The sequence below is a fragment of the Kribbella yunnanensis genome (assembly GCF_039529655.1).
GTDB lineage: Bacteria > Actinomycetota > Actinomycetes > Propionibacteriales > Kribbellaceae > Kribbella > Kribbella yunnanensis.
Map to the genome: position 1 here is coordinate 211,329 of NZ_BAAANF010000017.1, position 25,656 is coordinate 236,984.

Consider the following 25,656-nt stretch of genomic DNA (forward strand, 5'->3'; position numbering starts at 1 on the left):
CCATACTCTTCTGCATCGCCGATGAGGCGGTGGGGGAAGTTCAGTCTAATTAAGTGGGGGGCTGTGCTATGCATGCCTGGAAGTTACTTCGTGCTGCGCTGGTAACGGCTGTTGCCGGTGCATCTCTGATCGCTCCGGCGACGGCAATGGCTGCCGACCCGCCGACCAGCGCCATCGAGGTCAGCAACACCTCGCCCGGCGTGGGGACCGAATTCACCATCACCCAGACGGTCCACAATGCCGCGTCGTTCACGATCGTCGGGGCCAAGGCCGCGTTGTTCGGCAAGACCGGCGTCTCGCTGCCGGGGATGATCGAGCTGGTCGGCTGCACAGGAGCGATCATCTGTTTCCCGTTGGACATCGAGTACCGGGCCGCGCTCGGTGATCTGCCCAGCGGTGAGACCCGGACGGTCGTCTACACGTTCAAGGTGCTGGAGACCGCACCGCCGTCGGTCACACTGCAGCATCAGCTGCTGGGTGACGAGTACTCGTTCGAGCTCTTGGAAGGGCCGACGCTGAACTTCACGGTGCCGAAGGCCGACATCGCGGTCGGGCTGACCGGTGCGGCATCGGGTGCGCGGATCAACTACACCGTGACAGTGAAGAACAACGGGCCGGCCACGGCGACCGGGATCAACGTCGCGGCGGCGTACCCGGCCGGTCTGAACTACGCGGGGACGAACGGCTGCACGCGAGTCGGTACGACGCGCAACCTCAACTGTGGTGTCGAATCGCTGGCCAGTGGGGCGTCGGTGACCAAGACGTTCAGCGCGTCCGCCGGGCTGCTGACCACGGGCTCGTTCACCGCGACCGCGCAGCGGACCGCCAGCTCGCCGGACGACTCGGCGGCGGGTAACGACAAGGCCAGCAAGACCTGCAGCATCCTGCTCGGACTGCTGATCCGCTGCTGACCTAGCACTGCACCAAGCCGAAGCCGGCGGTCGTGGGGATCCCCCGCGGCCGCCGGTTTGATTTGTCCCTTGCCATCAGGCGCCGCCGTCGTTTACGGTCCGGGTTAACGTTTAAGTGCTCGTTAATGAGCACTCTACTGTGGCTTGGAGCAGCAATGATCAGTCGGCGACGGTTTCTGCAGGTCTCCGGTGCAGCGGTGGTGGCAGGCTCCACCCTCGCCGGGTGTGGCGACGGCGGTACGGCGGGTGGCGGGGCGAAGGCGTCCGGCGATCTGAAACTGCCGACGTACAAGCCCTTTGCGGGGTTGCAGCCTGACCTGCCCGGCGCTGAGTCGGGGCTCGAACCCGGGTTCCTGCGGTTCCCGGCGGACGCGGCCGCGAGTGTGCAGGCGCCGCCGCTGAAGAACGCGGTGACCGCGCTGACCGAGACGTTCGCGACGCCTCCGCCGCCGATGGGCAGCAACGCGATGTGGCAGTCGCTGAACCAGGCGCTGGGCGCGGAGCTCAAGCTCACCATCGGCACTGACCCGGGTTACCCGGAGAAGTTCGCGACGCTGCTGGCCAGCGACTCGCTGCCGGACCTGATGTGGCTGCCGCCGAACCAGGGCATCCCGAACATCGGTCCGATGCTCGAGGCAAAGTTCCAGGACCTCACGAAGTACTTGTCCGGCGACGCGGTCCTCGAATACCCGAACCTGGCCGCGCTGAAGCCGGCGTCCTGGCGGACCGCGGTGGTGAACGGGAAGATCTGGGGTGCACCGATCCCGTCGACGCCGTTCGGCCAGGTGATGATGGGCAATCCGAAGACCTGGGAGAAGGTCGGCGGTCTGCAGAGCACGAGCGCGGACGAGTTCTTTGCCAAGTGCAAGGAGTTGAGCAACGGCACGAACTACGCGCTCGAGCCGGCGATCATCAACATGCTGCACATGTTCGGTGAATGGTTCGGTGCCCCGAACGGCTGGCGGGTCAACGCCGATCGCTCGCTCACGCACTTGTACGAGACCGAGAACTACCGGGCCGCGGTCGAGTACGCCGCGAAGTTGTGGGCCGCGAAGGTGTTCTACCCGGACCTCAATCTCGCCGACGCGACGCCTAAGACCGTGAATGGTCAGATCGCGGCGCAGGTCGTGGTCGGACCGCGGGCGACCGCGGACTTCCGGGCGCTCGACCCGTCGCTGTTCGTCGACACGCTGATCCCGTTCGGCCATGACGGTAAGGCGAAACCGGTCTACGACATGGGCTACGGCACGGTCGGATTCACGCCGTTCAAGAAGACCGACGAGGGCCGGATCCGCGAGCTGCTCGCGTTGATGGACTACCTGTCGGCGCCGTTCGGCACCAAGGAGTACCTGCAGAAGAACTTCGGCGTACAAGGTCAGCAGTACGAGTTGGACGCGCAGGGCAACCCGGTGCTGACGAAGGCCGGCACCCAGCAGGCGCCCGGTCTGGTGAGCGCGCTGACGATCATGAACTCGCCGGAGAGCGTGATCTTCAACCCGGCCTTCCCGGACGACACGAAGAAGATCCACGCGACCGAGCAGAAGCTGCTGGAGTTCGCTATGCGCAACCCGACCGCGGGCACGTACTCCGACACCAGCAGCAAGGTCGGTCCGAAGCTGACCGCGGCCTTCCGGGACACGATCGTCGACATCGTCACCGGGCGGCAGAAGATCGGTGCGTACGACGAGGCGTTGAAGCGCTGGAAGTCCGGTGGCGGTGACAAGATGCGTGGCGAGTTCGCCGCCGTACTGCCGGCGGGCGTGCCGGTCACCGGGTCGTGAGGTTCGCCGAGAGATGGCGCCGGGACTGGCAGATGGTGCTGCTGATGGTCCCGGGCGTCGTCTTCCTGCTGGTCTTCTTCTACCTGCCGGTGATCGGCAATGTCGTGGCCTTCCAGGACTTCCAGCCGTACCTCGGCATCATGCACAGCGAGTGGAACGGGTTCACGAACTTCGTCAACCTGTACGCGAACCCCGACTTCTGGGATGCGCTGCGGAACACGCTGATCCTGGCCGGCGTCCAGCTGCTGCTGTTCTTCCCGATCCCGATCGGCCTGGCGCTGATCGTGGATTCGCTGGTCAGCAACCGGGTACGGCGTTGGTTCCAGACCATCGCGTACTTGCCGCACTTCCTGTCGTGGGTGCTGGTGGTGACGTTGTTCCAGCAGTCGCTGGGTGGCGCGGGGTTCGTGAACAACCTGCTCCGGCAGGCCGGGCTGGACCCGATCCCGTTCATGACGAACCCCGACACCTTCCCGCTGCTGGTGGTCGCACAACTGGTCTGGAAGGACGCGGGCTGGGCGATGATCATCTTCCTGGCCGCGCTGACCACGGTCGACGTCTCGCTCTACGAGGCGGCGGCCGCGGACGGCGCCGGTCGCTGGCGGCGGCTCTGGCACATCACCCTGCCGTCGCTGCGGACGGTCATCGTGCTGCTGCTCATTCTGCGGATCGGCGACATCTTGAGCGTCGGGTTCGAGCAGTTCATCCTGCAGCGGGATTCGGTCGGGCCCGGAGCGGCCGAAGTACTGGACACCTTCACGTACTACGCGGGTGTGGTCGGCGGCGATTGGAGTAGCGGAGCCGCGGCCGGGCTGGCCAAGGGTGTGGTCGGCGCGTTGCTGCTCTGGGGCGCCAACTCGCTCGCCCATCGACTCGGCGAGCCGGGGATCTTCCAACGAAGGGGTGGCTCATGAGGCCCATTTGGAAGGAGAATCCGTCACCGGTCTACCAGGCGATCAAGGCGGTCGTCCTCGGTGGCTTCGCGCTGGCGATCATCGTACCGATTCTCGTTGTGGTGTCGACCTCGCTGGCCAGCGATCAGGACATCATCGAGGCCGGCGGGTATGTGTTGTGGCCGTCGCATCCGACGGTGAAGGCGTATCAAACGCTGTTCAGCGGCGGGTTGATGGGCCGGGCGATCATGGTCAGCGTCTTCGTTACTCTCGTCGGTACGGCGATCGCGCTCGCGGTGACGATCGCCTTGGCTTATGCGACCTCGCGGCCGGTGCTGTTCGGGCGGCCGGTGTTGCTGATGGTCCTGTTCACACTGTTGTTCGCGCCGGGGATCATCCCGATATTCCTGGTGGTGAAGCAGCTCGGGCTGTTGGACAGCCTGTGGTCGCTGATCCTGCCGGGTGCCCTGGGTGCCTTCAACTTCGTTGTCCTGCGCACCTTCTTCATGAACGTACCGGGTGAACTGCTGGAGAGCGCGCGGATCGACGGCGCGAGTGACTTCATGATTTTGCGCAAGATCGTGATGCCGCTGTCGAAGGCGGTGATCGCGGTGGTCGGGCTGTTCTACGCGGTCGGGTTCTGGAATGCGTTCTTCAACGCACTGCTCTACCTGAACGACACCTCGAAGTGGCCGGTCCAGGTGATCCTGCGGACCTACGTCCTGCAGGGGAAGTCGCTGTCAGCGGACCAACTCGGGGTGGAACCGCTGCCGCAACCGCAGTCGCTGCAGATGGCCGTCGTGGTCGTCGCGCTCGTCCCGATCGCTCTCGTTTACCCCTTCTTGCAGCGGCATTTCACCAAGGGCGTCATCACGGGTGCGGTCAAAGGCTAGGTCTGTCTGAGAGAATCATCCGTATGTCGGACCGGCCAACACTGCGCATGGTTGCGAAGGAGGCAGGCGTCTCGGTCGCGACCGTGTCCTACGTGCTGTCCGGACGGCATCGCAGTCACACCATCAAGGACTCCACGGCGGACCGGGTGCGCGAGGTCGCCAGCCGGCTCGGGTACCGGCGGAACGACGCCGCCCGGGCGATCCGGACCGGGAAGTCCGACTTGGTCCTGCTGTCACTGAACGTGCTCGCGGATCCGTGGTCCCAGGCGGTGGCGGATGCCGTCAGCGCGGCGGTTCGGCCCTTGAACAAGACGGCGCTGATCGTTGCCGATGGCGACTGGCGGGCCGTGCTGTCGAACCGGACGCCGGACGTGATCTTCATCGACGGCGTCAGTTCGGATCCGGCCGAGATCGCTGAGCTCGAGGCCTTTGCGGCGCAGGGTGTCCAGATTGTCGCGTTCAGCGAGACGCTCGAGCCGCGAGGTTTCGATGTGATCCGGTCTGGCGCCGAGCCGCGGTGTCACTTGGCTGTCGAACACCTGTTGGCGCAGCACGACCGCGTCGGCGCGCTGACTTCGCGGCGGTCGGGATTCAAACGGTTCGACGCCTACGTGAACACTCTGACGGCGGCCGGCAAGCCGATTCTCGACGAGGACATCGAGGTGTTCGAGCAGCACCCCGAGGGTGCCTACCGGGCCGCGATGACCTTGCTGAGCAAGCCTGATCGGCCATCCGCCGTTTACTGTACGACGGACTTCGCCGCGATCGCCGTCGTACGGGCTGCGCATCGGCTGCGGATCGACGTACCGCGGGACCTGGCCGTGGTCGGCGTCGGGAACACGCCCGAGGGTGAGCATCTGGACCCGTCGTTGTCGACGGTCGGACCGGTCGGTTTCAACGAGACATTGGCGCGCATCATGGTCGGCCGATTGACCGACCGGGAGGGTGCGCCGGGGGAGGTGTTCGATTTTCCATGGCAGCTGATCGTGCGCGAGTCGTCGCGAGCATGACGCCGGCGGGAGACGGTTGGGAAGCCGTCGACATCGGCGAATCCGACACGTCGGTGTACCGGCGTGGTGACGCGTTCGCCAAGTGCTGCGGTCCGGCGGGCGTGCCGGAGCTGGAGGCGGAACGCGATCGGATCGCGTGGCTGGCGTCGAGCGGGATGCCGGGCGCGACGGTGGTCGACTGGCAGGTGTCGGACGACGGCGCGTGTCTGGTGACGAGCGCCGTACCGGGGATCCCGGGGATCGACCTGCCGTCCTGGGCCTGGCTCGGCGCGATGGAGACGCTTGGGCGGACGCTGCGTGAGTTGCATTCGCTGCCGGACTGCCCATTCGAGCGTCCGCTGGCGTCGGTGATCGCTTCCGCGGAGGACGTCGTACGGCGGGGTGCGGTGAACCCGGACTTCCTGACCGACGAGTGGCGGTTGGTGACTCCGGAGTCGCTCCTCGAGCAAGTGGTTGCCGAGCGCCCCTATGTGGAGTCGGTGACCGAGCTCGCGGTGTGTCATGGGGATCCGTGTTTGCCGAACGTGTTCTTCGATCCGCTGACGTTGCGGGTGACGGGGTTCATCGACGTGGGGCGGCTCGGGGTTGCCGATCGGTACTCCGATCTCGCGTTGACCACGATCCAGTTGTACGACGAGTGGTCGGTCGACCCGGGGCCGTTCCTGACGGCGTACGGGGTGACCGAGCCGGATCGGCGGCGGCTCGAGTTCTTCCGGCTGCTGGATCCGTTGACCTGGGGATGAGTACGCCGGTCGAGATCGTGGCGCTCGTCGTGTCGTCCGTGCATGCGTTCGAGGGGCGACCGGCGGATGGGCCGCGGCCTGATCCGGTGCCGATTGCTCGTTCTGAGGTGGAGATTCGGGCAGGGTTCGGGATTGTCGGGGATCGGTACTTCGGGCAGACCGTTCATCGCAACGCGGCGGTCACTTTGCTGGATGCGGATTCGGTGGACGGGGATCCGACGGTGCTGCGGCGGAACATCGTGGTTCGTGGATATCCGATCGACACGCTTGCCGCTCGACCGGGTGCGGGTGCGGTTGGGCGGCGGTTCTCGCTCGACTCCGGGGGCGGGGCGGTGGAGTTTCAGGCTTATCGGCCGGCCAATCCGTGTGCGTGGATGGACGTGGTGGTGGGGCCGGGGGCGATGAAGGCGTTGCGCGGGCGGGGCGGCGTACGGGCGACTCCGTTGACGTCCGGGGTGCTGCGGGTCGGGGCTGCGGTGTTCGAGCTCCTGGACTGAGCTTTCGGAGGGTTTTCGGTCGCCCGGCCTACCTTCGTCAGGTGAGGCTGGCAGGAGTCGTGGTGATCGCGCTGGTGGCGTTGGCCGGCTGCTCCGACACGCCCAGTACGCCGCAAGCCGACGTACCGACGCCCTCGACAACTGCCAGCTCGCAGCCGAGCGCCACGACGCCTCCGGGCGCTACACCCACCCCGGGAGCCACGCCCCCGACCGGCGGGCCGACTCCGACCGGCGCGCCCACGCCGAGCGGGCGGCCGACACCTTCGCGCACGCCTGTTACTGGGCCGGTGACCATGAGCATTCCGTCGATCGGGGTGCGCGGGCTTCGGGTGGTCTCGTACCAGGGGACGGCTGACGATCGGCCGGGGACGACGATTCAGAACCGCGGGGTCGCCGCCAGTCCGCGTGGGTCGGCGGGTGGGGTCGGGGTTGGCGAGGTGGGGAACTTCATCATCACCGGGCATCGCGTGTCGCACGGGCGGCCGTTGGAGCGGGTGCCGGAGTTGGCGAATGGGGCGCACGTGCTGTTCACGGCTGGTGGGACTGTGTACGACTACGTGGTCTCGCAGACGATGACCATCTCGTTCCGGAAGTCCGCCGAGAAGGCTGCGCAGAACGCCGCCGTACCGGGTCGCCCCGGCGTCAAAGCGACGCAAGCGATGCTGACCATCTCCACCTGCGCGACCCCCGAGGACAACGCAGCCGGCAACCGCTGGCGCGACTCCCTCGGCAACCCCGAACACCGCATCAACAAGATCGCCCGCCTCGTCGCCACCCGCCCGGCCTGACTACTTGCGACCGAACTTCCACCACTTCGGCTTGTTGGCCTTGATCTCGTCGGGCGTGAGCGGTGGCGGGACCGGTGGGCGGGATTCTTCGGTGAGGAAGTTGCCGGATTCGGTGTCGTACGGCGTGACGCCGAGGCGGCGGCTGATTTCCATCACGATCGGGATCGAGCGCGGACCGTCGTTCAGGTAGAACGTGATGTCGCGGACCTGGACGCCCTTGCCGATCGTCATCTCGACGTCGTAGTCGTCGCTGCGCAACGTCAGCCAGGACGGTTTGGTCGTGTCCACGTCCGGCACCACCTCGCGGACGACGTCGATCACCTCGGTCGCCATCCCCACCGAGGGCGGTTCGTAGCCGTCCGGCATGTCCTCGAGACGCCGAACGCCTCCTGGTCCTCGCAACGCATACACAGCCCAGCTCATGCCCCCACAGTACGGGGGCCTTAACGTACTGGCGGGTAATGTCAATTGGTGCAATTTAGTGGGCTGATCGGGTGATTCAGGTTTAGGATCGTGCGCCGGTCTGGGGGTGGATCGGGGACTGCAGTGCTGGGGAGAGAAGAGAGACATGGCTGATCAGCCAGGGCCGAAGCCGGGGCATTTTCTGCCGGGTGGGGCCGGGGACAGCGGGACCGACGGCAAGGCGGCGGAGCGTGGGGCTGCGCCGTTGGCGGCGCCGACGCCGCGGTTGAGCAAGGCGGCGGAGGACGAGGCCGCGCCGCAGTTGCGGGGATCGCGGGTGGATGGGCCGGGGCAGTCGCGGCTGGGGTCGACATCGGCTCAGGATGCGGCGGCGGCAGCGGCGGCGTACCGGGCTGTTTATCACCCGGATCCGATCCCGTTCGATCCGAACAAGAAGCGGTCCAAGCTGCTGGTGGCGGGGATCGTGGCCGGGGTGCTGCTGGTGGTCGGCGGGATCGTGTACGCCGGTGTCACCGTGCTCTCGAAGAGTGATGGGCTGCTGGCGAACCCGTTGACCACGCCGTCGGTGCGGGACGAGGACGGCGCGCCCAAGCCGACTCGCAAGCCGACCGCGGATGCCGACGTACTGGGGAAGAACCCGATCTACGCCGCGGGGAAGCTGGCAGCGGTGAAGTGCAAGGAGCCGGCGTTCCGGCCGACCACGCTGGACAACGTGTGGTCGTACTACGAGGCGATGATCGTCTGCCTGGACAACGCGTGGAAGCCGGTCGTCACCAAGGCCGGGTTCGAGTTCCGGTCGCCGAAGCTCGTGATCTTCAACGAGGGGCAGGAGACGGCCTGCGGGATCCAGGCGAAGGTCGCGTCGTACTGCGCCGACGAGCACGGCGGCAGCGTCACGATGCCCTGGCAGGACCTGACCACCGACTACGCGAAGAACAAGGCCGCCACCCGGATCCACATGGCCCAGTCGATCGCCTTCGTGTACGGCGTTCACGTGCAGAGCCTGACCGGGATCTTCGAGTCCTCGCAGAACCTGCGCGACCAGGCCAAGGACAAGGCCGCCGAGCTGGAGCAGGACCGGCGGCAGGCGCTGCAGGCCAACTGTTTCGCCGCGGCCTTCGTCGGTGCGACCCGGGCGAGCTTCCCGATCAAGGGTGAGCTGGAGCGCCAGTGGACCTATCTGATGACCCACAGCGGCGACGAGAACAACAAGAAGGAACCTCGCGACCACGGATCGATCAAGAGCCACGCCCTCTGGATGGGCCAGGGCTTTGCGAAAACCGATCCCGGGACCTGCAACACTTTTGGAGCGCCAGCCGCCAAGGTCGGTTGAGTCATGTCACGAGCGATGGGGACGAGTAATGCCTGACGAACAGCCCGACGGCGGTGCGAACACGCCGCCCGGCGCCGGACACTACCTCCCCACCAGTGACAGCCTCACCGAGAGTGACCGTACGTCGCCCGCCGTGGCGAACCGGTCCCAGCCGATCGCCCTCGGCAAGGCGCGTGCCCTGTCCGACCCCGGCGAATCCGCCCTCCGCCGCAAGGCCCGGCCGCTCGCGGTCGACCCCGAGGCGGTCTCGGTCTACAGCGGACCGCCGCCCGCGCCACTCCCCGGTACGCCGCTCACGCCGCTGGCCGGCACTCGTCGTACCGGCGGTTCCCAGCGGGTCGGCTGGAACCGGCCGTCGTCGCGGGCGGGATCGCAGTACACCCAGGTAGGCCCGCCGCCTCCACCGCCTCGGCAGTACTCGAAGGCCGTCATCGCGAGTCTGTCGGCGCTCGTCCTCGTGGTCACCGCATCGGTCGGCGTCGCCTGCTTCAAAGCAATCAGCAGCTACGACAGCTCCGTCGACTCCCCGCTCTCGCGCCCGTCGGTCCGCACGACCCCAGCGCCGATCCCGACACTGCCCGACCCGACGGTGACAGTCACCGAGAAGCCGGTCCCGAACCTCACCCGCCTGCAGAAGAACGAGATCTACAAGGCCGGCAAACTGGCCGCGGCCGGCTGCAAGGAACCGTCGATCAAGCCGACCACGCAGTCCGCGATCCTCGAGTACTACCAGGCGATGGTGCCGTGCCTCGACAAGGCCTGGGCCCCGCTGATCAAGAAGGCGAAGTACGAGTTCCGCTCACCGAAGGTCGTGCTGAAGAGCAAGAAGGTGCCGGCGTCGTCCTGCACCGGCGACTCCGAGACGACGTACTACTGCCCCGCGGACGAGACGATCGCCATCGACTGGGAAGACGACCTCAAGGACTACAAGGAGTCGCCGCTCAACGCCCGGATGTGGATGATGAGCACGATGGCGCACGAGTACGGCCACCACATCCAGGAACTGACCGAGATGCTCACCGCCGCGTGGTCCGAGGAGGGCTGGGAGAAGAACCCCGCGAAGAAGCTCGAATGGAGCCGTCGTACCGAGCTCCAGGCCAGTTGTTTCGGTGCCGCCTTCCTCGGCGCGAACAAGGCGACGTTCGACATCACCGGCAACCGGCTGAAGATCTGGGAGTTCCAGAGCAAGCACAGCGGTGACGAGTACGACCCGAAGAAGGTCCGCGACCACGGTTCGCGCGCGAGCCAGTGGTTCTGGGAGGGACCAGCCTTCAAGTCCGGCAACCCCGCCTCCTGCAACACCTTCACCGCATCACCCAAGCGAGTCGGTTGATGCTCAGAGGGCTGGCTGTCGGGCTTTTGGTGGCGGCATCGGTCGCGGCTTGCGGCTCCAAGGACACGCCGGCTGCCGTCCGGCTCACTCCGACCGTCAGCCCGACTCCGACGCCGACGGTAACGACGCCGGTCGCCGTACCGAAGGTGACGCCTACCGCCGAGCCCACCGTGGATCGGGCGATACTCAAGCTTGTTGCCGAGAACGGGCTGTACGAGGCGGGGCAGGTGCCGGTGGTTCGGTGCGTGCTACCTCGGAAGATGCCGCGCACCAGCACCGAGTTCCGGGCGTACGGGCGGGTCATCGTCGGCTGTATGGATCGGGCCTGGGAGCCGGTGATCAGGCAAGCTCGCGGTCGGTTCACTCCGATCGAACTGGTGCAGTCCTACGACCTGCGCAAGCCTTCGGCATCGCCGGAGTGTGGCAAGCCGCCGACCAACATGGACGCGTTCTATCGCCGTGGCACGATCTGCTACGAATGGCCGGAGTTCCGCAACCCCGACGATCCGGTGCGGAACCTCGTCGACTTCCAGCAGTTGCTGGCCCATGAGTACGGGCACCACGTGCAGAGCATGGCGACCATCCTCGACCTGTACGACCGCGTCTACTGGAAGAAGCCGTCGAAGGCGGTGCTCCTGGAGAACGAACGCCGGCTCGAACTCCAGGCCAGCTGTCTCGGCGCTGCCTTCCTCGGCGCGAACCGAACCTCCTTCGGACTCACCGGCGAGCGCGAGCGGATCTGGACGAGCATCGTCCACCGCGTCGGCGATGAGAACAACACGCTCAAGATTCGCGACCACGGTTCCTACAAGAGTCATGCCTACTGGACCACGCGAGCCTTCGCCTCCACCAACCCCGCCACCTGCAACACCTTCACGGCAGCACCGAAACGAGTCAGCTGAGCTTGAGTTTGAAGCCCTCGTGGGATTGTTCGAAGCCTAGGTTGACGTAGAAGCGGTGGGCCTCGGTGCGGGATTTGTCCGAGGTGAGCTGGACGAGGGTGGCGCCGCGGTTGCGGGACTCTTCGATCGCCCAGTGGATGAGCGTCGTACCGAGACCGCTGCCGCGTGCGGGGGCGGCGACGCGGACGGCCTCGATGAGGCCGCGGCAGGAGCCTCGGCGGGACAGGCCGGGGATGATCGTGAGCTGCAGGGTGCCGACCGGTTCGTGGTTGCGCTCGGCAACTACCAGGAGCTGGTTCGGGTCGGCGTCGATGTCGGCGAAGGCCTTCAGGTACGGCGTCGGGTCGTCGAGGGACTCGCGGTTGGTACCCAGTTGGTCGTCGGCGAGCATGGTGACGATGGCGGGCACGTCGGCGGCGGTGGCGCGGCGGATGATCAGGTCGGCGGTCATGGCGCCAGTTTAGGCAAAGACTTTTCGTTGCAATACAAGGATTACACGGCTGTGATCACCGTTTGCCCTGAGCAACGAGGGGAACGGGTGATACTAGACACCACTGCATCCGCCCGTAGCCGGGGTCGTGTGCGGTGCTGCGCGACGGCGGATGCGGGCCAATCGGAAGGACATCCGATGAGTCCGTTAGCGATCGACTTCACAGGGCCGTTCGAGGACGCGTTCAGCAAGCTGCTCGGGTTCATTCCGAACCTGCTCGGCGGCCTGGTCATTCTGGTGATCGGGTACTTCGTAGCCAAAGTGCTCGGCAAACTGGTCGGGAAGCTGCTCGGCCGGGTCGGGTTCGACCAGTGGATGGAGCGGGCCGGGGTCTCCGGTGTGCTGCAGCGGTCCGGCACGGGGCTGACCGCTTCGGCGGTGCTCGGCAAGGTCGTGTTCTGGTTCGTGTTCCTGATCAGTTTCACGATGTTCGCCTCGGCACTGGGCGTGCCGGAGATCTCGGCGTTCATGAGCACGATGCTCGGTTACATCCCGCGGATCTTCGCCGCGATCGTGATCCTCTGTCTGGCCGCGCTGTTCGCGAACTTCCTGGCCGCGATCATCCGCGGTGCCACCGGCAACGAAACCCTGGCCAAGGTCGGCAAGTACGCGATCCTCGTGTACGCCGCCTTCGCCGCGCTCACGCAGTTGGGGATCGCGGTCCAGCTGACCGGCAACACGCTGCTGATCGTCCTGGCGGGCGCCGCGCTCGCACTCGGCCTCGCCTTCGGTCTCGGCGGCCGCGAGATGGCTGCTCGGGCGTTGGCCAGCATGTTCTCGAAGGACAACATCCAGAAGCCGGCAACGTCGGAGAACGGGATGAGCACGCCTCCGCAGTACCAGCCGCCGGCCGATCCGCAGTACCCGGCCGCTCATGGTGCACCGCAGAACGGTGGCTACTCCAACGGAACGCCGCCGCCGAACGGCAACTGGCAGTAGCAACGAGGTAAGGCGGGCGGCAATCCGACGCGGGTTGCCGCCCGTTTGCCATGACTACTCGGTCTTGTCCGGCCCGGCGCTGCGCACGTCCTCGACCTTGGTGAGGGCCTCGCGGAGATCGCCCAGCCAAGTGTCAGCGTGCTGCGACACCAGCTTCACGCACCAGCCCAGCGCATCGCTGCGCGACCGAGCCACGCCGGCGTCCACGAGCGTGTCGAGCACCTGCCGCTCGGGCTGCCGCAGCCGCGTCATCACCGGCGCGGACAGCGAGGTGAAGACCTTCCGGCTCCCACCGCAGTCGACACCCCACGCGACCTTGCGCCGGGTGGCGTGCTCGAGCTCGCGGGCGATCTCGATCCGGCGCTCGCGGGTGTCCTCGCGGAACTGCTTGATCCGGCCCTCTTCGGCGGCGGACCGTTCGGCGGCGCTCACGTCGTCGCCCTGCTCAGGAGCCTTCAGCCGCCCCACGATCAGGATCTCGTCCCGGTCGATGGTCAGCTCCGGCTCGCCCTCGAACCACTCCCCGGGCAGCCGGCCGGTGACCCAGCCGCGCACCCGTTCGGTATCAGTCTTTGTACTCATGTAATCATGATTACACCCTTACCCAAACCCATTTCAAGCAGAACCGGAGACCGATTTCCAGCACGCTGCAAAAGCTGGTGCGGTATGGCGAGCGCCCCGACCCTTGGGCGCATGACCTTCCCGCGCGCGCTCGCCGCAGCCGTCCTGATCGGCACCGCCCTCATCACCACCCAGCCCGCCCAGGCCGCCGTACCGGACCTGCAACTCGTCAGCAGGACAGTCGGCCCGGCGTCGACAGCGTCCCAGTCCACCATCGCCGACTGCCCGCTCGGTAACTCGATCCTCGGCGCCGGCGGCGAGGTCGTCGGCGGCCGCGGCCAGGTCGGGCTGTCGATGTACACGCAGATCGAGCGCGAATGGGGTTCGGCGCAAGGCGACGAGGACGCCGACGGTACGGCGAACTCGTGGAGCCTGACCGCCTATGCGATCTGCACCTCCGGCCCGATGCGGCAGTCCCTCTCGCAGTTCTCGACGTACGACTCACCCGCGGAGAAGGCGGTCACGGTGCGCTGCCCCGCCGGCACGGTCACCACCAGCGCCGGTTCCAGCGTCACCGACGGCGGCAATCTGATCCTCGACGACGCCGTACCCAGTGCTGACCTCACCAGCGTCACCGTCGACGTCTTCGAGTCCCAGACAGGCCGCACCGACAACTGGCACTCCGTCGCGAGCGCCCGGTGCGGTGTGCCGCTCCCGGGCATCCAGCGCGTCGCCGCGACCTCCGCCACCGACTCCGCTACCAACAAGTCCGTCACCGCCACCTGCCCGGCCGGCAAGAAGGTGGTCGGCACCGGCCACGAAATCGCCAACGGCAAAGGTCAGGTCCTCCTCGACGATGTAGTCCCGAGCGCCGACCTCACCTCTGTCCGCGCCGAGGCCTTCGAAGACCAGGACGGCACCGCCAACAACTGGTCGATCACCGCGTACGCGGTGTGCGCCACTGCCTGACCAAAGAAACAGGCGGTCAGGTCCGGTCACGGGGTCCGGGCCTGGCCGCCTGCGGGCGTCTACGCGGCAGGGGAAGTCGCGTAGGCGGATCTGAGGGTGAGGTGTGCGTCTGCGGGCGCATTGGTGTGGTCAAGGCCCAGCAGGGCAGCGCCAACGACAGGCGGTACGTCGATCACCCGGGCGACCGCCTTGGGCGCGGCCGCGTTGAGGAGGCGGATGACCGTCTCCATCAGCAGCGGGTGGCCAGCAGTCAGGACACCACCGCCGAGGATGACGTCGGTGGGCTCGTCGAGGATGTCGAGGCGACGCATGGCTACGACGGCCATGGTGACGATCTCTTCGGCCTGGCGCTGGACTACTTCGCGGGCGATCACGTCGCCCGCCGCCGCTACCTGGAAGAGGACGGGACCTGCTTCCAGACGGCGGTTGTAGGGGATGTCGCCGAGGTGCAGGGCCTCGATGAGGGCTGGCACGGACGGTACGCCGTAGTGCGCCGGGAGCGCGGTCATCAGAGCAGTGGCGGGACCGCGGCCGTCGTCGGCTCGGGCCGCAGCGGAGAAGGCTTCTTCGGCCAACTGCTGACCGCCTCCCCAGTCGCCGGAGATCTTGCCGACCGCCGGGAACCGGGCAGTGCGGCCGTCAGGAAGGAGCCCGGCGCAGTTGATGCCGGCTCCGCAGACGACCGCTACGCCGCGCGGCTCGTCCACGCCGGAGCGCAGGAGGGCGAAGGTGTCGTTGGTGACGTAGACCGACTCGGCCCAGCCGAAGCGCTCGAACGCTGCGCTCAGCCGCTCCTCCTCGATCGGCAGGTCGGCGTTGGCGAGGCAGGCGGAGATCTGCTGGACCAGTGGGCGGTCGCCGAAGTGCAGGCCGGCTGCGGCCGCTGCAGCCCGCACCAGCGGCTCCAGACCGGCCACGGCGGCGTCGGCGCCGATGACGTGCGGCTCGAAGCCGCCGCCGCGTGCTGTACCGAGCACGCGGCCGTCGGCCGACACCAGGGCGACGTCGGTCTTGCTGTTGCCGGCGTCGAAGGCCAGTACGCCGCCCGGCACCAAGGCGGCGCTCATCGGGCCCACGGCAGGTGCTGTTTGTTGTGGGCCAGCAGCTTGTCCGTCAGCTGGTCCGCCAAGGAGATCTGCCCGACCAGCGGGTGTGCCAGCAGTGCCTCGAAGACCCGCTCGCGGCCGCCCTTGATCGCGGCCTGCAGTGCCAGGTCCTCGTACGCCGTCACGTGCGCCACCAGACCGGCGTACAGGGGCTCTAGCGGGGCTAGTGCGACCGGCATGGTGCCGTCGGCACCGACTGTGGCCGGTACCTCGATCACTGCGTCGTCGGCGAGGAACGGGAACGTGCCGTCGTTCAGCGTGTTCACCACCTGCACGTCGCCGGTGTCGTTCAGCAGTGACGACGCCAGGTCCACAGCAGCCTCGGAGTAGTACGCACCGCCACGCTGCTCGAGCAGTGCGGGCTTCTCGTCGAGCTGGGGGTCGGCGTACATCTCCAGCAGTTGGGTCTCCAACGCGGCCACCTCCGCAGCGCGCGACGGCTTGGTAAGGAGCTCCTGCACCACATCGTCGTGCTGGTAGAAGTAGCGCAGGTAGTACGACGGTACGACACCCAGCTGCAGCAGCAACTCCGGCGGAAGCTTCAGGTCCGCGGCCAGCTCACCCACGTGCCCCTCGAGCAGCTTCGGCAGCATGTCCTCGCCGTCGACGCGCACTGCGCGCTCCCAGGTGAGGTGGTTCAGCCCGACGTGGTCGAGCTGCACCTGGTCCGGTGTGACTCCCAGTAGCTTGGCGAACCGGCGCTGGAACCCGATCGCCACGTTGCACAGCCCGACCGCCTTGTAACCGTGCGACAACAGCGCCCGGGTCACGATGCCGACCGGGTTCGTGAAGTCGATGATCCACGCGTCCGGGTTGGTACGACGTACTCGCTCGGCGATGTCTAGCACCACCGGCACCGTCCGCAGTGCCTTGGCGAGTCCGCCGGCGCCGGTCGTCTCCTGACCGACACAACCGCACTCCAGCGGCCAGGTCTCGTCCTCCTGACGAGCTGCCTGCCCGCCGACCCGCAACTGCAGCAGTACGGCGTCCGCACCGTCGATCCCGGCGTCGATGTCGGTGGTGGTGACGACGCGACCGGGGTGACCCTGCTTGGCGAAGATGCGCTCGGCCAGCCCGCCGACGAGTTCCAGGCGGTCCTTGGCCGGGTCGACCAGGACCAGCTCGGTCACCGGCAGCGTGTCACGCAGCCGGGCGAAACCGTCGACGAGTTCGGGAGTGTAGGTGGATCCGCCGCCTACGACTGTGAGTTTCAACCTTTGACCCCTGTGAGTGTGACGCCTTCGATGAAGGCTTTCTGCGCGAAGAAGAACAAGATGATCACCGGGGCCATCACCAGCAAGGTGGCGGCCATGGTGAGGTTCCAGTTGGTGTGGTGGGCGCCCTTGAAGGACTCCAGGCCGTAGCTCAGCGTCCAGGCCGCGGCGTTCTCGGAGGCGTAGATCTGCGGCCCGAAGTAGTCGTTCCAGCAGTAGAAGAACTGGAACAGCGCGACTGCGGCGATGGCCGGCTTGGCCATCGGGAGGACGATCCGGACCAGCGCCCGGAACTCTCCGCACCCGTCGACCTTCGCTGCGTCGACGTAGTCCTTGGGAATGGTCAGCAGGAACTGCCGCAGCAGGAACACCGAGAAGGCGTCGGTGAACGCCATCGGGATGATCAGCGGCCACAGCGTTCCCGAGAGGTGCAGTTGCTTGGCCCAGAACAGGTACATCGGCACGATGACCACCTGTGGCGGCAGCATCATCGTGGCGATGACGAGCATCAGGGCGAAGTTGCGGCCGCGGAACTTGAACCGGGCCAGCGCGTAGGCGACCGGGATACTCGACAACAGCGTGAGCGAGGTGCCAAGAACGGCGTACATCAAGGTGTTCTTCCACCACGTCAGGAAGCCCGGTGTCTCCCAGACGGTCTTCAGGTTCTCCCAGTGCCAGCTGTCCGGCCACAGGTCCCGGGTGAGGGCCTGCTGGTCGCTCATCAGCGCGGTCAGCGCGACGAACACGAACGGGAGGACGAAGAAGAGCGCGGCCGCGATGGCGAGGGAGTGGATCGCGACCCACTCCAGGAAGCGGGCCCGCCGGGCCTGCCGGTTCGCCGCGGCGATCGTGACCGGAGAGGCCAGGGCTGTCGATGTCATGGTCTTGGGGCCCCTTTCAGTCGGCGAGGAAGCCGCTGCGGCGGCGCATCAGGATGGCGGTGAAGATCATCGCCAGCGCGAACAGCACCAGCGCGACCACCGAGGCGCCACCGGTGTCGAACCGCTGGAAGCCGAGGTTGTACACGAGTTGTGGAAGCGTCAGCGTGGACTTCTCCGGGTAGCCGGGTTCGAACTGCTGTCCCGAACCACCGATCACACCGCTCGCGACTTTTCCGGCCACCAGTGGCTGCGTGTAGTACTGCATCGTCTGGATGATGCCGGTGACGACGGCGAACAGGATGATCGGCGAGATGTTCGGCAGGGTGACGAACCGGAACCGCTGCCACGCCCCGGCGCCGTCCAGCGACGCCGCTTCGTACTGCTCCTGCGGTACGTCGAGCAGCGACGCCATGAAGATCACCATCAGGTCGCCGATCCCCCAGATCGCCAGCAGCGTCAGCGCGGGCTTGGACCACGACGGGTCGTTGAACCAGCCGGGCTGCGGGAGACCGATCGCGCCGAGGATGTTGTTCACCGGCCCGGTGCCCGGGTTGAGCAGGAACGCGAACGCCATCGTGGCCGCGACCGGCGGGGCCAGGTACGGCAGGTAGAAGGCGGTGCGGAACAGGCCCGCACCGGTCTTCACCTTCGTGATCAGCATCCCGATCCCGAGCCCGAACACGACCCGGAGGGAGACCATGACGATCACCAGCCACAGCGTGTTCCGCAGCGCCGGCCAGAAGAACGGGTAGTCCGTGAAGACGTAACTCCAGTTCTTCAGGCCGGTCCACGTCGGCGCCGTGAACCCGTCGTACTTCATGAAGCTGAAGTAGATGGTCGAGGCCAGCGGGTAGAGGAAGAAGACGCTGACCCCGATCAGCCACGGCGACAGGAACGCGAGGTTGCGCAGCGTTTCCCGATGATGTTGACGGCGTAGTCCGGGTGACGTCATTTGACCTGGGCCAGATCCTTGTCGATCTGCTCGTCGGTCTTCTTCAGACCGGCGGCCAGGTCCGGCACCTTGCCGGCCTCGTGCTGGAACGCGAAGTCCTGGAAGGTGAGCTGGTAGGCGCCACCGTTCGGGCTGGCCGGCGTGGTGTTGCTCTTCGGGTGCTGAGCGATCTCCAGGAAGGTCTTGAAACCCTCGTCGACCTTCAGGTTCGGCGACTTCAGCGCGTCCAGGGTCGACGGCACGTTGTGGATGCCGTTGGCGAAGTTGACCACGGCCTCGGTGTCGGTGGTCATGTACTTGACCAGCTCCCAGGCGGCGTTCTGCTTCGTGCTGGGGCTCGCGATCCCGATGATCGTGCCGGCCAGGTAACCCTTGCCGTAGCTGTCGGCCTGGTCGTCCGGGACCGGGAACGGTGCGACGCCGATGTCGAACTTGACCCCGGCCTCCTTGGCCATCCCGAGCCGCCACTCACCGTCGATCGACATCACCGTCTGGCCGGTGTGGAACGGGTTCTTGGCACCCCACTCGTCGCCAAAGGTGGCGCGGTACTTCTCCAGCTTGGCGTAGCCACCGAGCGAGTCGACCAGGTTCTTCTGCCACTTCAGCATGCTCGCGAACGCCGGGTCAGCGGCCAGGTTCGACTTGCCGTCGGGCGTCAGGTACGTCGGGTTCCACTGCGCGGCGAAGTGCGATGTCGTCGACTCGTAGCCGTGGAAGTTCGGCATGAAACCGAGCTGGGAGTAGCTGTCGCCCTTGGTCTTGGTCAGCTGCTTGGCGATCTTGTCGAACTCGGACAGCGTCTTCGGCGGCGCGGTGATCCCGGCGGCCTTGAAGGCGTCCTTGTTGTAGTACAGGCCGTAGGCGTCGTTCAGCAGCGGCAGCGCACACCGCTTGCCCTGGTACTGCGTGTAGTCCTGCAGCGCCTTCGGGAACGTCTTGTCCAGGTCGATCCCGGACTTGTCCAGGAACGGCTTCAGGTCCGCGAACACGTTCGACGTACAGAAGGTGCCGACGTTGTCGGTGGTGAACGAGGAGACGACGTCGGGGGAGTTCGGGCCGCCGGCGCGCAACGCCTGCTTGATCTTGTCGTCGTTGATGTTGCCGACGACCTTCACGTGGATGTTCGGATGCTTGGCCTCGAAAGCCTTCACCGCGGTGTTGATGGCGGCGGCTTCGCTGGGGGCGCTCCAGCCGTGCCAGAACGTGATGTTCACGTCCTTGGTGGCATCGTCGTTCGCCTTCGGGGCTTCCGACGTACCGGTGCAGGCGGTGGCGAGCAGGGCCACCGCAGCGGTGCCGACAAGGGCACGAGAGAGGCGTTGCATCCGTTGACTCCTAGGAAATGGGTGGAGAACTGGCGGTGTCGAAGATTTCGTCGCGGGTGGTGCTCAGGGCGGACTGCAGGGCACCCGACAGCACGGGATCGAGGTGGATCGCGGTCATCAGCAACCGCGGCCTTGGTACGGCGAGGTCCGCCAGCTCGTCCTGGACCAGGCCGCGCAGGCGTTCGCCGCCGGCGGTGATGACGCCACCGGCGAGCACGATCAGTTCGGGGTCGACGACGGCCACGATGGCGGCCAGACCGACCGCGAGGCGGTGGGCGAATTCGGACAGTACGGCGTCACCGGCTCCTGGGGTTGCCAGGGCGGCCGTGATCGCGGATTCCGGCGTACGGGCCTTGATGCCGTGCGCGCGGGCGAGGGCCAGGACGGGTTCGCCACCGGCCAGTTCCTGGAAACCGCCGGCGTTGTTGCGGCCGACGTTGCGGACGAGCGGCGTACCGGGCAGGGGCAGGAAGGCGACCTCACCGGCGCCGCCGGTGGCACCGCGGTGCAGGCGGCCGTTCACCACGATCGCGGCACCGATGCCCTCCTCGCCCCAGAGCAGCACGAAGTTCTCGCTCTCCTGGGCGTGGCCGATCTGACGCTCGGCCACGGCGGCCAGGTTGACGTCGTTCTCGACCTCGAGCGGTACGGCGATCGCCGTGGCCAGCTCGTCGAGCAGGTGCGGGGCGTGCCAGCCGGGCAGGTGGGTCGCGTACCGCAGGCGGCCGGTCGTCGGGTCGAAACCACCCGGCGTACCGATCGCGACGCGGTGCAGGTTCGCGCGGTTCAGACCGGCCTCGCCGGCTGCCCCCTCGATCGCCTTGATCACCCGCTCGACCGTGCCCTTGGCGCTGCGGCCCGGGGTGGGCAGCTCGTAGCGGCCGACCACCTTGCCGGTCAGGTCGGCGATCGCCGAGCGGATCCGGGTCGGCGTGACGTCGAGACCCGCGACGTACGCGGCGTTGCCGTTGATCTCGTACAGCTGGGCGTTCGGTCCGGGCCGGCCCGCGGTGGTACCGCTGGCCCGGACCAGGTTGGCCGCCTCAAGGCGGGCGAGCAGCTGGGAGGCGGTCGGCTTGGACAGTCCGGTCAGGTGGCCGAGCGTGGTCCGGGACAGCGGCCCCTGGGAGAGCAGCAGGTCCAGGGCGGCCCGGTCGTTCATCGCGCGGAGCAGGCGAGGTGTTCCAGGTGTTGTTGCCATGGGATAACCCTGCCTCCCTCTGCCGGTCTCGTGGTGTCGGCTCGCTGCGTGGGACGCAATCAAGTCAACTGTTAGGAAACTTTCCTATTATCGCGAGACCGTACGGTGATCGGGTCCGGCTGTCAATCGTCCGGGATCAGTTAGGGTTACCTAATATGTCGACGGGTGAGTTGCTGAGGCGGGCGGTACGGCGGCATCGGGGGCGGATGATCCTTGGCGTGCTGCTGACGTCGTTACACCAGGCGACCGAGGCAGCTGTTCCGGTGACGATCGGGGTGTTCGTCGACCGTGCTGTGGCGACTGGGGACGTCGAGCCGCTGATCTGGTGCGTGCTGATGCTGTTCGCGCTGTTTGCCCTACTGTCGAACGCGTGGAAGCTCGGTGCGCGACAGATCGTGCGCGCGATCGAGTACGAGACGCATGAGCTGCGGCTGGAGATCTCCCGCCGGGTACTGGACCCACGTGGGCAGCGGACTGGGCTGCGGTCCGGGGAGCTGCTGTCGATCGCGACATCCGATGCCGAGAAGACCGCACTGGTGATGCGAGCAGTTTCCGTCGGCTGCGCGGCATCCACGGCGTTGATCGTCTCCTCGGTGTCGCTGCTACTGGTCGACGTACCGCTTGGGATCGGCGTACTGATCGGCGTACCGCTGGTGGTGCTGGGGATTCAGGCCCTGTCGCCGTTGCTGACCCGTCGTACGTCGACTCAGCAGGAGGCGGTTGCTCAGACGACCGCACTGGCCACTGACTTGGTTGGCGGGCTTCGGACTCTGCGGGGGATCGGCGCCCAGCACAATGCGGCTGCGCGGTACCGCCACTCCAGCCAGACGACGCTGCGGGCCACACTGCGCGCAGTGTCCACCGCTGGTCTGCAGGACGGTGTGAGTGCGGCTCTGAGCGGGCTGCTGCTTGCCGCGGTGGCTGGTGTGGCCGGCTGGTTCGCATTGAGCGGGCGGATCAGTATCGGTGAGCTGATCGCGGTCGTCGGGCTCGCGCAGTTCATCGCCGAACCCGTTGGCACGCTCGGCTACGCGAGCCAGGTGCTGGCGATGTCCCGCGCCTCCGCCGGTCGACTGGCGTCTGTGCTGTCGTCGCCTCCGCTCGTCTCATCCGGTACGGCGACCGTCGTGGACCCCAGCAAGCCGCTGCTGCAGCTGGAAGGCGTGTCCTACAAGACGTTGTCGTCTTTTGATCTCGATCTGCGGTCGGGTGAGTCTGTCGGGGTGCTCTGCTACGACCCGCGCGATGCGGACGCATTGCTGACGGTTGTCGGCGGACGCACGTCGGAGCACTCCGGTGTGGTCCGGGTCGGCGGTGTGACGATCGACGAGCTGGATATCGACGCGCTCCGGAACACAGTGCTGCTCGAGCGACACGACACCGATCTGTTCGAGGGCACGCTGCGCAGCAATCTGCTGGTCGAGTCACCGTCGTTGGAGCATGTGATGACCGCGGCAGGAGCTGCCGACCTGATTGACGAGCTGGATCGGCCCCTGGCGGACCGCGGCCAAGCGCTGTCCGGCGGTCAGCGCCAGCGGCTCGGTCTGGCCCGCGCACTGCTCGCTTCGCCGCCACTGCTCGTTTTGCACGACCCCAGTACGGCGGTCGATGCGGTCACCGAGGAGCTTCTCGCGGAAGGGCTGGCTGAGGTCCGCTCTGGCCTGACCACGCTGGTGCTCACCAGCAGCCCGGCACTGCTCGGGAAGATGGATCGCGTGCTGGTGCTGGCCGATGGAGTCGTGGTGACCGAGGGACTCCATGCGGAGCTCGCCGACTCGGATGCGGCGTACCAGGAAGCGGTGCTCCGATGAACCTGCTGCCGATTGCCGGCCCGCGTGCGACGTGGGCGCTGTTGTGGAGTGAGATTCGCAAGCTACCTGGCCTGTCGATCATCGCGGCTGTGGTGATCACCGGTGGGAGTGCGGCCGGGCTGGTCGCGCCCTGGGCGCTCGGTGCGCTGGTCGACGACATCTCGAACGGCGGGGACCGCTCTGCGATTGTGAAGGTGGTGCTGCTGATCGGCGGTGCCGCTGTGCTGGCCGGTCTGCTGACGGCGCTGGGTGTCATGCTCGTCGCGCGCGTGGGCGAGACAGTGCTCGCGCGGATCCGGGAGAAGGTGCTCGACCGGGCGCTGCAGCTGCCGGCACCTGTTCTGGACAAGGTGCGCACAGGTGACCTGCTGTCGCGCGTCGGTGACGATGTGGCGACGGTCGCGACCGCTCTGACCGATGTCGGGCCGAAGCTGATCGGTGCGGCGCTGACGATCGTGCTGACTGCGGGCGGCATGTTCGTTCTCGATTGGCGACTCGGACTGGCCGGTCTGCTCTCGCTGCCGATGTACATCCTCGCTCTGCGCTGGTACCTGCCGCGGTCGGCGCCGTTCTACAGCCAGGAGCGCATCGCGCTGGGCGAGCGGTCGGAGGCGATCATCGCGTCGCTCCGGGGCAGCGCGACCGTGCGGGCCTACCAGCTCGAGGACGTGCAGCTGGAGAAGATCCGCGGTACCTCGGAGACCGCCCGCGACCTGTCGATCAAGGTGTTCAAGATCTTCAGCTTCTTCACCTCGCGGATCAACCACGCGGAGTTCGTCGGGCTGACCGGGATCCTGGTGGCCGGGTTCTTCCTGGTCCGCGCCGACGCGGTGACCATCGGTGCGGTGACGGCGGCCGCGCTGTACTTCCACCGGCTGTTCAATCCGATCGGCGCGGTCATGATGCTCTTCGACGAGGTGCAGACCGCAGCCGCGGGCATGGCGCGACTGGCCGGCGTGCTGGAGATGGACCAGATCCCTTCGCCACCGCCGGGTCCTGGGCCGGCGGATGCATCGCTGGAGCTGGTCGGCATCGGGCATACGTACGACGGTCCGCGCGTCGTCGACGAGGTGTCGCTGCGACTCGAGCCGGGTGAGCGAGTGGCGCTCGTCGGTGCGAGTGGCGCTGGAAAGACCACGCTGGCTGCTCTGGCGGCCGGAGTGCTCACGCCGACTGCTGGTGTGGTGAAGCTGGGCGGTGTGGACGTGCAGGCCCTCGGTGAGGACCGGACGCGCTCACAGGTGGCTTTGCTCAGCCAGGAGGTTCACGTGTTCTCCGGGACCCTGGCTGACGACGTACGGCTGGCTCGGCTCGACGCTACGGATGCTGAGGTCGAGGGCGCGCTGGAACGCGTTGGTGCGCTGGCATGGGTGCGTGCGCTGCCGGACGGGCTCGAGACCGTGGTGGGTGAGGAAGGGCATCAGCTGACTGGTGCGCAATCGCAGCAGCTCGCGTTCGCCCGACTCGTGCTCGCGGATCCGCCGGTCGCCGTACTGGATGAGGCGACGGCTGAGGCGGGTAGTGCTGGTGCACGCTCGTTGGAACGCGCATCGGTGGCCGCTACCGAGGGCCGGACGACGCTGATCGTCGCGCACCGGCTCACCCAGGCACAGCAGGCGGATCGGATCGTCGTGCTCGACCAGGGGCGGGTGGTCGAGTCCGGGACGCACGACGGCCTGCTGGCTGCCGGTGGTCGCTATGCGTTGCTGTGGCGGAGCTGGACTGGCTTCAAGCCTGGTGAGCCAGAAGGGCGAACGACACCAGCCAATGCGTCGACATGAAGTCCCCGTCGGTGACAGTGGGGAGCACGGCGTCGATCTGACGGTCGGCGCCGGTTTTGAGGGCTTCGGCGACATTGGGCAGGCTCGGTGCGATCGTGCGGAGCTGCCAGGCGCGTGACAGTGCCAGTCCGGACAGGTGTGCGAGCTGGCCGTCGCCGGAGTCGTCGGTGACGGGAAGTTCCAGCAGGTGCTGGTGTTCTGTGGTGCCGAGGTTTGGCAGGAAGGCGTGCAGCCAGTCGGTGAACTCCGCGGCGGGCAGGACCCGGCGCATCAGCTCGGCCTCGGACAGTGCCGGCGAGAGGAAGTCCGTCCCAGACGGTTCGAAGCGGGTGTCGTAGGCCGTGTCGTTGTGGAACCAGTCGACCGCGCGACTCCGGATCGCGCCGACGACCTCGCCCCGGCCGAGGTCGTCGTACGCTTCCAGCAACAGCGACAGAGCGAACGCTGAGTTCAGGTGGGCACCATGGCGGACCGGATAGGCCTGCCGCGGGAGCCAGTCGAGCACGAGCTCGGCAATCACATCTGCGAGCGGCCCGGTTGCTTCCGCCCACTTCGTCGTACGGGTGGCGGCGGCCAGCATCGCCGCCCACGCCCAGCCGTACGGACGCTCGTACGACGGGCGCTCCCGCAGGTACGCCGCCTCGGTCGCGATCGCTGCCGTGGTCAGCCGCCGGTCCAGCACCTCGATCGGCCGGGACCCGGCCTCGTCCGGCGCCAGTGCGAGCAACCGGACGAGCGACCACTGCATGTGCGCGCTGGAGTGCCAGTCGTACGAGCCGTGGAACGCCGGGTGCAGTTTCTCCGGCGTGACGTCCACGTCCTCCGGACCACGTGAGGCGTGCGCGGCGCCGTACGGGTAGGGCGTCTCGAGCACGTCACACGCGATCGCGGACCAGGCAGCGGCGTACTTCATGGGTGT

At 67.1% G+C, this 25,656-nt stretch carries 25 protein-coding genes; 15 read left to right on the forward strand and 10 right to left on the reverse strand.

Annotated elements, in window-relative coordinates; translation table 11 throughout:
• Positions 1-68: 68 nt before the first annotated feature.
• The 8 genes from ABD231_RS24445 (at position 69) to ABD231_RS24480 (ending at position 7,516) form a co-directional block, all read left to right on the forward strand.
• A complete protein-coding gene (locus ABD231_RS24445; RefSeq protein ID WP_344156360.1) occupies positions 69-911 on the forward strand; it encodes a DUF11 domain-containing protein in 843 nt (280 codons plus the stop codon).
• Positions 912-1,066: 155 nt separating this feature from the next.
• Positions 1,067-2,692 carry a type 2 periplasmic-binding domain-containing protein gene (locus ABD231_RS24450; RefSeq protein WP_344156362.1) on the forward strand — a complete coding sequence of 542 codons (1,626 nt, stop codon included), beginning with the start codon at positions 1,067-1,069 and terminating at the stop codon, positions 2,690-2,692.
• Between the two features lie 32 nt (positions 2,693-2,724).
• On the forward strand, positions 2,725-3,606 hold the full coding sequence (locus tag ABD231_RS24455) for an ABC transporter permease (protein ID WP_344156365.1): 882 nt from the start codon (positions 2,725-2,727) through the stop codon (positions 3,604-3,606).
• Entirely contained in the window at positions 3,603-4,478 is an 876-nt protein-coding gene (locus ABD231_RS24460) for a carbohydrate ABC transporter permease (protein ID WP_344156368.1), read from the forward strand. Before ABD231_RS24455 ends, ABD231_RS24460 begins: the two co-directional genes overlap by 4 nt.
• Before the next feature lie 23 nt (positions 4,479-4,501).
• The gene (locus tag ABD231_RS24465; protein ID WP_344156372.1) at positions 4,502-5,488 is read left to right on the forward strand and encodes a LacI family DNA-binding transcriptional regulator; all 987 of its coding nucleotides are present in this window, start codon (positions 4,502-4,504) and stop codon (positions 5,486-5,488) included.
• Positions 5,452-6,231 (forward strand): phosphotransferase, encoded by a 780-nt coding sequence (locus tag ABD231_RS24470; protein ID WP_344156375.1) that lies wholly within the window; start codon positions 5,452-5,454, stop codon positions 6,229-6,231. Before ABD231_RS24465 ends, ABD231_RS24470 begins: the two co-directional genes overlap by 37 nt.
• A complete protein-coding gene (locus ABD231_RS24475; RefSeq protein ID WP_344156378.1) occupies positions 6,228-6,728 on the forward strand; it encodes a molybdenum cofactor biosysynthesis protein in 501 nt (166 codons plus the stop codon). Before ABD231_RS24470 ends, ABD231_RS24475 begins: the two co-directional genes overlap by 4 nt.
• Positions 6,729-6,769: 41 nt before the next feature.
• Positions 6,770-7,516: a sortase domain-containing protein gene (locus ABD231_RS24480; RefSeq protein ID WP_344156381.1), complete on the forward strand. Its 747-nt coding sequence runs from the start codon at positions 6,770-6,772 to the stop codon at positions 7,514-7,516.
• Here the strand turns inward: ABD231_RS24480 and ABD231_RS24485 are convergent, their stop codons facing one another.
• Complete coding sequence (locus tag ABD231_RS24485) at positions 7,517-7,939, reverse strand: hypothetical protein (RefSeq protein ID WP_344156384.1); 423 nt, start codon at positions 7,937-7,939, stop codon at positions 7,517-7,519.
• 145 nt (positions 7,940-8,084) lie between these two features.
• Between ABD231_RS24485 and ABD231_RS24490 the strand changes: the two genes are divergently transcribed.
• From ABD231_RS24490 to ABD231_RS24500, 3 genes are read left to right on the forward strand one after another with little or no spacing between them, the layout of a single operon-like run.
• On the forward strand, positions 8,085-9,272 hold the full coding sequence (locus ABD231_RS24490; protein WP_344156387.1) for a neutral zinc metallopeptidase: 1,188 nt from the start codon (positions 8,085-8,087) through the stop codon (positions 9,270-9,272).
• Between the two features lie 28 nt (positions 9,273-9,300).
• Positions 9,301-10,605, forward strand: coding sequence for a neutral zinc metallopeptidase (locus tag ABD231_RS24495; RefSeq protein ID WP_344156390.1), 1,305 nt, complete (start codon positions 9,301-9,303; stop codon positions 10,603-10,605).
• Entirely contained in the window at positions 10,605-11,507 is a 903-nt protein-coding gene (locus tag ABD231_RS24500) for a neutral zinc metallopeptidase (protein WP_344156393.1), read from the forward strand. The genes ABD231_RS24495 and ABD231_RS24500 overlap by 1 nt, the downstream gene beginning before the upstream one ends.
• Here the strand turns inward: ABD231_RS24500 and ABD231_RS24505 are convergent.
• A complete protein-coding gene (locus tag ABD231_RS24505; RefSeq protein WP_344156396.1) occupies positions 11,500-11,958 on the reverse strand; it encodes a GNAT family N-acetyltransferase in 459 nt (152 codons plus the stop codon). The two genes, ABD231_RS24500 and ABD231_RS24505, sit on opposite strands and share 8 nt — an antisense overlap.
• Positions 11,959-12,135: 177 nt before the next feature.
• On the opposite strand from ABD231_RS24505, the gene ABD231_RS24510 reads away from it, so the two are divergent.
• Positions 12,136-12,936 (forward strand): mechanosensitive ion channel family protein, encoded by an 801-nt coding sequence (locus ABD231_RS24510; protein WP_344156399.1) that lies wholly within the window; start codon positions 12,136-12,138, stop codon positions 12,934-12,936.
• A 54-nt stretch (positions 12,937-12,990) separates the two neighbouring features.
• Here ABD231_RS24510 and ABD231_RS24515 read toward each other — a convergent pair whose 3' ends face one another.
• Positions 12,991-13,518: a hypothetical protein gene (locus ABD231_RS24515; protein WP_344156402.1), complete on the reverse strand. Its 528-nt coding sequence runs from the start codon at positions 13,516-13,518 to the stop codon at positions 12,991-12,993.
• 111 nt (positions 13,519-13,629) lie between these two features.
• On the opposite strand from ABD231_RS24515, the gene ABD231_RS24520 reads away from it, so the two are divergent.
• Positions 13,630-14,466: a hypothetical protein gene (locus ABD231_RS24520; protein ID WP_344156405.1), complete on the forward strand. Its 837-nt coding sequence runs from the start codon at positions 13,630-13,632 to the stop codon at positions 14,464-14,466.
• A gap of 59 nt (positions 14,467-14,525) precedes the next feature.
• Here ABD231_RS24520 and ABD231_RS24525 read toward each other — a convergent pair whose 3' ends face one another.
• From ABD231_RS24525 to ABD231_RS24550, 6 genes are read right to left on the reverse strand one after another with little or no spacing between them, the layout of a single operon-like run.
• Positions 14,526-15,533 (reverse strand): N-acetylglucosamine kinase, encoded by a 1,008-nt coding sequence (locus tag ABD231_RS24525; protein ID WP_344156408.1) that lies wholly within the window; start codon positions 15,531-15,533, stop codon positions 14,526-14,528.
• On the reverse strand, positions 15,530-16,786 hold the full coding sequence (locus ABD231_RS24530; RefSeq protein WP_344156411.1) for a 6-phospho-beta-glucosidase: 1,257 nt from the start codon (positions 16,784-16,786) through the stop codon (positions 15,530-15,532). Before ABD231_RS24530 ends, ABD231_RS24525 begins: the two co-directional genes overlap by 4 nt.
• Positions 16,783-17,667: a carbohydrate ABC transporter permease gene (locus ABD231_RS24535; RefSeq protein WP_344156415.1), complete on the reverse strand. Its 885-nt coding sequence runs from the start codon at positions 17,665-17,667 to the stop codon at positions 16,783-16,785. The genes ABD231_RS24530 and ABD231_RS24535 overlap by 4 nt, the downstream gene beginning before the upstream one ends.
• Before the next feature lie 16 nt (positions 17,668-17,683).
• Positions 17,684-18,619, reverse strand: a complete 936-nt coding sequence (locus tag ABD231_RS24540; RefSeq protein ID WP_344156418.1) for a carbohydrate ABC transporter permease — start codon at positions 18,617-18,619, stop codon at positions 17,684-17,686.
• Positions 18,616-19,944 carry an ABC transporter substrate-binding protein gene (locus ABD231_RS24545; protein WP_344156421.1) on the reverse strand — a complete coding sequence of 443 codons (1,329 nt, stop codon included), beginning with the start codon at positions 19,942-19,944 and terminating at the stop codon, positions 18,616-18,618. Before ABD231_RS24545 ends, ABD231_RS24540 begins: the two co-directional genes overlap by 4 nt.
• A gap of 10 nt (positions 19,945-19,954) precedes the next feature.
• The gene (locus ABD231_RS24550) at positions 19,955-21,145 is read right to left on the reverse strand and encodes an ROK family transcriptional regulator (RefSeq protein ID WP_344156424.1); all 1,191 of its coding nucleotides are present in this window, start codon (positions 21,143-21,145) and stop codon (positions 19,955-19,957) included.
• Positions 21,146-21,300: 155 nt separating this feature from the next.
• Here ABD231_RS24550 and ABD231_RS24555 point away from each other — a divergent pair, with 155 nt between their 5' ends.
• Positions 21,301-22,956: an ABC transporter ATP-binding protein gene (locus ABD231_RS24555; protein WP_344156427.1), complete on the forward strand. Its 1,656-nt coding sequence runs from the start codon at positions 21,301-21,303 to the stop codon at positions 22,954-22,956.
• The gene (locus ABD231_RS24560; protein WP_344156430.1) at positions 22,953-24,737 is read left to right on the forward strand and encodes an ABC transporter ATP-binding protein; all 1,785 of its coding nucleotides are present in this window, start codon (positions 22,953-22,955) and stop codon (positions 24,735-24,737) included. Before ABD231_RS24555 ends, ABD231_RS24560 begins: the two co-directional genes overlap by 4 nt.
• On the opposite strand, the gene ABD231_RS24565 is transcribed toward ABD231_RS24560, so the two are convergent.
• Positions 24,685-25,650, reverse strand: a complete 966-nt coding sequence (locus ABD231_RS24565; RefSeq protein ID WP_344156433.1) for a DUF2891 family protein — start codon at positions 25,648-25,650, stop codon at positions 24,685-24,687. The genes ABD231_RS24560 and ABD231_RS24565 overlap by 53 nt on opposite strands.
• Between the last annotated feature and the right edge of the window lie 6 nt (positions 25,651-25,656).